We start from the raw sequence: 6,053 nt of genomic DNA on the forward strand, positions 1-6,053 counted from the left end.
GTGATAAAGATAGATAATGCACCAGATCCTAAGAAAAAAGCGGTTGAGGTAAAACATATTCTAGAAAAAGAAAAGGTAGATATCTACAGATTTTCAGAAAATGTTTTGCATGAATTAAGCGACGATAATGTTCCATCTACGCCAAACAATTACTCTATTTATTTTGAGAAAATGCTTGATGGACAGCCTGATGAATTTAGAAAAGAGATCGGTGATATTATAGTCGCAAATTCTGAAATCTCAGTGCCTACAAATGGTAATATCTCTATTGAAAAAGAGATAAAGCAAGGATTTATCCAGATAAAAAGCATGCTTCAAGCCGTGGTGCTAATCTATAAAAACTTAGGCATCATGAGAGGCCTAGTGCAAAAGCGCATGGATGCACTCAAAAACAATACAAATATCCTAGCTCTTCAAAATGTTTTAAGCGCATTTAACCATGACTTAATAAAATTAAACAGCCTTATGGATAAGCATCTTGATGTCATTAAAGTAAGCTATGACGAAGTAGCCAAGATGCTTAAATCTATTGAAGAGCAGTCGATTTATGATACGACATATGACGTCTATAATAAAAAATTTTTAGTAGCCACAGTGCAAAGTGAAGTAGAAGCTGTTAAAAGATATGGCTATAACGCATCGTTTTTACTAGTAAGAGCAAAAGATAGATTTACAAATCGTGTTAAAAATTTAAAAGAGCGAAACAATATGTATAAAGCTATATCACAGCTTCTTTTAAGAACTTCTAGAAGAAGCGATATAGTAGCTCATTACGGAGATGGCTGTTTTGCTATGGTTATGAAATATACTGATGAAAATGGTACAAAACAAGCCGGTAGTAGAATTTTAAATATGCTTTCATCTATACCTTGGAAGATAGATGGTGAAGAGTGCAAGCTTGACATCCAAGTGGTTTCAAGCATGATAACAAAGACAAGAAGTGCTGAAGAATTAATCTCTTACTCGTTAGATCAACTAATGCTAACACAAGATGATGAGCAGCCTATATTTTTGGGTGAATAAGTAGGAGTTTGGGCTTGATCTTAGAGGTTTTATCTTATCCAAATAAAAAGCTTTATGAAGTCTCAAAAGAGGTTAAAATTTTTGACGAGGAACTTCACAAACTACTTGATGATATGTATGATACGATGATTGCAAAAGAAGGCATCGGCCTTGCTGCTATTCAGATAGGTGTTGCAAAAAGAATTTTTATTATAAATCTAGCCAATGACGAGGGTGTACAAGATAAAGAAAATTTAATCGAGATCATAAATCCAAAATTTGAACTACGCGAAGGAGAATGCATATATCAAGAGGGTTGCCTTAGTGTGCCTGGATATTATGAAGATGTAAAAAGAAATGAGGTTGTGGCTATCAAATATCAAGACCGCTTTGGCAAAGAGCAAAGTTTAAAGGCTGATGGGCTTTTGGCTATCGCTATCCAGCATGAAAATGATCATTTAGATGGACATCTTTTTATAGAAAAAATCGGCTTTAATAAACGTAAAAAATTTGATAAGGAATACAAAAAGCAAAAAAAAGAAAAAGCTTCATGAAGTCTTTAAGATGTGCTACTTACGGCGATGGGCTAAAGATAATTGACGTTGAGTCTATCTTCTCTCGTGGGCTTCCTGGTTTTAGCATCGTTGGGCTTGCAAGCACAAGTATAAAAGAGAGCACAGAACGTGTAAAGGCAGCACTTCTGGCACTTGACTTTTCCTTCCCGGCACAAAAGATAACCATAAATTTATCCCCTTCAGATCTGCCAAAAAGTGGCTCACATTTTGACCTAGCTATCGCCCTTCTTATAGCTCTTCAAAAGGCAAAAAGCTTAGAGAAAATTTTTGTCTTTGGCGAGCTTGGACTTGATGGAAGCGTAAAAAGCACAGCAAATTTATTCTCGATCCTTCTTTTTTTAAGCACGCAGGTAAAAAACTTAAAAGTCTTGGTGCCAAAAGAGATAGCGCAAAAAGCTTCTATGATCCCAAATTTAGAGATTTATGCGGTTAGTACTCTAGAGGAAGCGATTAGATTTTTTAATGACGCAGAATTTGCAAAAAGCATACGTTTTAACGCTACACATGAGCTATTTTCAAACGTTATAGAAATTTCTGGCAAAAGATACGTTCCAAATTTAAACTTCGAGCTTGATTTTAAGGATGTTTTGGGTCAAGAAAGAGCTAAAAGAGCCTGCGTCATCGCAGCTGTTGGTATGCACAATATTTTATTTGAAGGTAGCCCAGGTAGCGGCAAAAGCATGTGTGCAAAACGCCTCGTTTATATCATGGCACCACAAAGCCTAGAAGAGGTGTTAAAGTCTGCCGCCTACCGATCGCTAAATTTGCAAGATAGCGAATTTACAAGTATTAGAGCTTTTCGCTCGCCGCACCACACCTCGACTAAAAGCTCTATCTTTGGTGGTGGCTCAAATGTCGCAAAGATCGGTGAGATCGCGCTTGCAAATGGTGGAGTACTTTTTTTTGATGAGTTTCCTCACTTTTCTAAACAAGTGATCGAGAGCCTTAGAGAGCCACTTGAAGACAATCAAATCCACATCGCAAGGGTAAATTCAAAAGTGACTTATGAAACGAAATTTATCTTCGTAGCAGCTCAAAATCCATGTCCTTGTGGAAATTTATTCTCTCGCAATCTAAACTGCAAATGCAGCGAAAATGAGATAAAAAACTATAAATCAAGAATTTCAGCTCCAGTGCTCGACCGCATTGATTTAAAAGTTGCTATGGACGAGAGTTCGCCAGGTGACAAGGCGAGTTTGAGCTCACAACAGATGAGCGATATGGTTTTAAAGGCGTTTATGTTTCAAAAAAAGCGCGATCAAGATGAGCTAAACGGCAAGCTAAATGATGCACAAGTAGAAAAATTTTGTCTACTGGATAATGAAGCAAGAGAAATTTTACAAAAGGCAGCCTCGAGGTACAATCTTTCTCAAAGAGGCATAAAAAGGACACTTAGAGTGGCTAGAAGTATCGCTGACCTTGATGATAGCGAGCAAATTTTAAAGCCCCACATCTTAGAGGCGCTTAGTTTTAGGGCATAAAGATGAAAAATTTATATTTAGATACAAGAATTTTAGACGAGCGAGCGAGCAAGAAATTTGGCCTTAGTGAAGAGCTTTTAATGGAAAACGCTGCCGCTGGCATAGCAAATTTCATCCGTAAGAAATTTAAAAAAGGTATGAGGGTACTAGGTATTTGCGGTGGTGGGAATAACGGTGCTGACGTGCTTTGTGCTTTAAGGATGCTAGATGGCGAGTTTGAGTGCGAATTTATCCTAGCTAGTAAAAATTTAAAGTCACTAGCCGCCAAACAGCTTGAGCGAGCTAAATTTGCTGGAGTGCGTGAGAGTAAAGACGTAGAAAATAGCCTAAATAGCGCAAAATGCCTCATAGACGGGCTTTTTGGCTCAGGGCTAAATAGAAATTTAGACGAAAAGCAAATAGAGCTCATCTCAAAAATAAACGCCAGCACTGCCTATACCATCGCTTGCGATATGTCAAGTGGACTAAGTAGCGAGGGCAAGGTGCTTGGCGCTTGCGTAAAAGCAGATACTACGATCACGATGGGAGCTAGAAAGCTAGCTCTTTATAGTGACGCAGCAAAAGACTTTGTTGGCAAGATAAAGGTCGCTGATCTTGGCATAAGCGCGCAAAACTACGAATGCGAGAGTGACTATCACCTGCTTGAAAAATGCGACCTTATACTTCCAAATAGAAAAAATCAGTGTGTAAATAAGGGCGACTTTGGCCACGCATTTATTGTATCTGGCGAGCACATAGGAGCTAGCATGCTTTGCGCAAAGGCAGCATTTGCCTTTGGGACTGGGCTAGTTAGCGTGATAAGCAATGAGAGTCTAAATTTGCCAACGCAGATCATGCAAGTTAGCAAGATAAGCGATAAAATGAATGCCGGAGCCGTTGGCATGGGGCTTGGCAAAAAGGGTATAGAAAAGCTTGATACGCAAATTTTAAAGGGCAAAAAGCTAGTGCTTGACGCTGATATCTTTTACAGCGCAAAAGTGCTTGATCTACTAGATGAGAACTGCGTCTTGACACCTCATCCAAAGGAGTTTTGCTCACTTTTAAGGCTTTGTAATATAGCAGATATCGACGTAAAAATATTACAAGAAAGTAGATTTGCTTATGCTAAGTCTTGGAGCGAGAAATTTAAGGCCGTGCTAGTACTTAAAGGCGCAAATACGATAATCGCTAAAGACGGACAAATTTATATTATGCCTTATGGCAAAAACACGCTTGCAAAAGGTGGCAGTGGTGATGTGCTAAGCGGACTTGTGCTTGCTCTTTTAGCTCAAGGCTACGAGCCACTGGATGCTGCTATCTCGGCTACACTAGCTCATGCACTAAGCCTTAAAAATTTCAAAAAAAATAGCTATGCGCTTAGCCCAACAGACATTATAAAAGGAGTAAAATGCTTACGAAAAAGATAGCCGTACTTTTTAGTGGTAGTGGCTCAAATTTAGAAGCGATACTTAAAAAAGTTCATAATCAAATTTTTAACGGCGTAAAGATCGAAGTTTGCCTTTGTATTTGCAACAAGCCAGGAGCATATGGCATCGAGCGAGCTAAGAAATTTGGGCTTGATACGACGATAATAGAGAGTGCCAAATTTGCAAATAGAGAAGAATTTGACGCTGCAGTTGTGGAGCAAATTTTAAAAAGCGGCGCTGAACTAACAGTGCTTGCTGGATTTATGAGGATATTAACTCCTGTTTTTACATCAAAGATAAAAGCCATAAATTTACATCCTTCCATATTGCCACTTTTTAAAGGCGCTCATGCGATAAAAGAGAGCTTTGAGAGCGAAATGATGCTTGGCGGAGTTAGCGTGCACTACGTGAGCGAGGAGCTTGACGGAGGTAAACTCATCGCACAAAGGGCGTTTGAAAGAGAAGATGGTATGAGCTTGGAGGATTGGGAGAGCAAAATCCATGCGATAGAGCATGAAATTTTGCCTGATAGCATAATAAAAATTTTAACAAAGGAAGCAAATGTTTGAATGGTTTAGTTCGCCAGAAGCGTGGATATCACTACTTACGTTAACTGGCTTAGAGATAGTTTTAGGCATAGATAACATTATATTTATCGCTATTTTGGTAGGCAAACTACCTCCAGAGCAGCGCGGCAGTGGTAGGATTGTTGGCTTAGGGCTAGCTATGGTGACTAGAATTTTACTTTTGCTTTCATTGTTTTGGATTATGAAGCTAACAAAGCCACTCTTTACTATCGCAGAATTTAGCATAAGCGGCCGAGATTTGGTGCTTATACTAGGCGGTCTATTTTTACTTGTAAAATCAACCCTTGAAATACATTCTAGTGTTTCTGGCGAAAGCGAAGAGCATAAAAATAGCAAAAAATCACATGCAAATTTCTTGGTTATCGTAAGTGAGATAGCTGTTTTGGATATTGTTTTTTCACTTGATAGTGTTATCACAGCTGTCGGAATGGCTGAGCATATAGAGATAATGATCATAGCTGTTATTTTAGCAGTTAGCGTAATGATGATAGCGTCAAAAGGTATTTCTAATTTCGTAGATAATAACCCGACTATAAAAATTTTAGCACTTGCATTTTTGGTGCTTGTGGGCATGACGCTCGTTGCTGAAGGATTAAGATTTCATATTCCAAAGGGGTATATCTATTTTGCGATGGCATTTTCATTGGCAGTGGAAAGTATAAATATTTATGCTAAAAAGAAAGTGTTAGCTAAATAATATTTTTACGATGATGAAAAAGCTAATGACATGATGGATAAAATGTTAATCAAAAAATTTTAGCCCGAAAAGATAAATCTGTTGAAATTTGAAGGTAAAATTTTGATAAGCATAAAATGCATAATAGATAGTAGATCGATGTTTGTTTTGTTGTAATATCAGTGTAAAATATTCGTGTCAAGCTACTTAAAAATCCGTGAAATAAAGGACATACTTTATAGCTAGGTAGTAAAATAGAGAAGTATAAAAAGCTTGCGTGTGTAAAAAATTAAGTATTTGGCGAAGTATTAATTAATATTTTTGAT

Annotated in this window: 6 protein-coding genes; all 6 read left to right on the top strand. The window is 37.8% G+C overall.

Translation table 11 applies throughout. The annotated features are described in order from the left end of the window. Genes F3H01_RS08525 through F3H01_RS08550 form a run of 6 tightly spaced genes read left to right on the top strand, consistent with a single transcriptional unit; the run spans position 1 to position 5,748 of the window. The gene (locus F3H01_RS08525) at positions 1-1,023 is read left to right on the top strand and encodes a GGDEF domain-containing protein (protein ID WP_072594013.1); all 1,023 of its coding nucleotides are present in this window, start codon (positions 1-3) and stop codon (positions 1,021-1,023) included. 14 nt (positions 1,024-1,037) lie between these two features. Then, positions 1,038-1,556 (top strand): peptide deformylase, encoded by a 519-nt coding sequence (def, locus tag F3H01_RS08530; protein WP_087577214.1) that lies wholly within the window; start codon positions 1,038-1,040, stop codon positions 1,554-1,556. Next, on the top strand, positions 1,553-3,058 hold the full coding sequence (locus F3H01_RS08535) for a YifB family Mg chelatase-like AAA ATPase (protein WP_072594011.1): 1,506 nt from the start codon (positions 1,553-1,555) through the stop codon (positions 3,056-3,058). Before def ends, F3H01_RS08535 begins: the two co-directional genes overlap by 4 nt. A gap of 2 nt (positions 3,059-3,060) precedes the next feature. After that, positions 3,061-4,464: an NAD(P)H-hydrate dehydratase gene (locus tag F3H01_RS08540; RefSeq protein WP_149725488.1), complete on the top strand. Its 1,404-nt coding sequence runs from the start codon at positions 3,061-3,063 to the stop codon at positions 4,462-4,464. Next, entirely contained in the window at positions 4,446-5,033 is a 588-nt protein-coding gene (purN, locus tag F3H01_RS08545; RefSeq protein WP_149725489.1) for a phosphoribosylglycinamide formyltransferase, read from the top strand. Before F3H01_RS08540 ends, purN begins: the two co-directional genes overlap by 19 nt. Then, entirely contained in the window at positions 5,026-5,748 is a 723-nt protein-coding gene (locus F3H01_RS08550; RefSeq protein ID WP_149725490.1) for a TerC family protein, read from the top strand. The genes purN and F3H01_RS08550 overlap by 8 nt, the downstream gene beginning before the upstream one ends. Positions 5,749-6,053: the final 305 nt, after the last annotated feature.

Origin of the sequence: Campylobacter concisus (genome assembly GCF_902460875.1) — a bacterium.
GTDB classification, from domain to species: Bacteria; Campylobacterota; Campylobacteria; order Campylobacterales; family Campylobacteraceae; genus Campylobacter_A; species Campylobacter_A concisus_AA.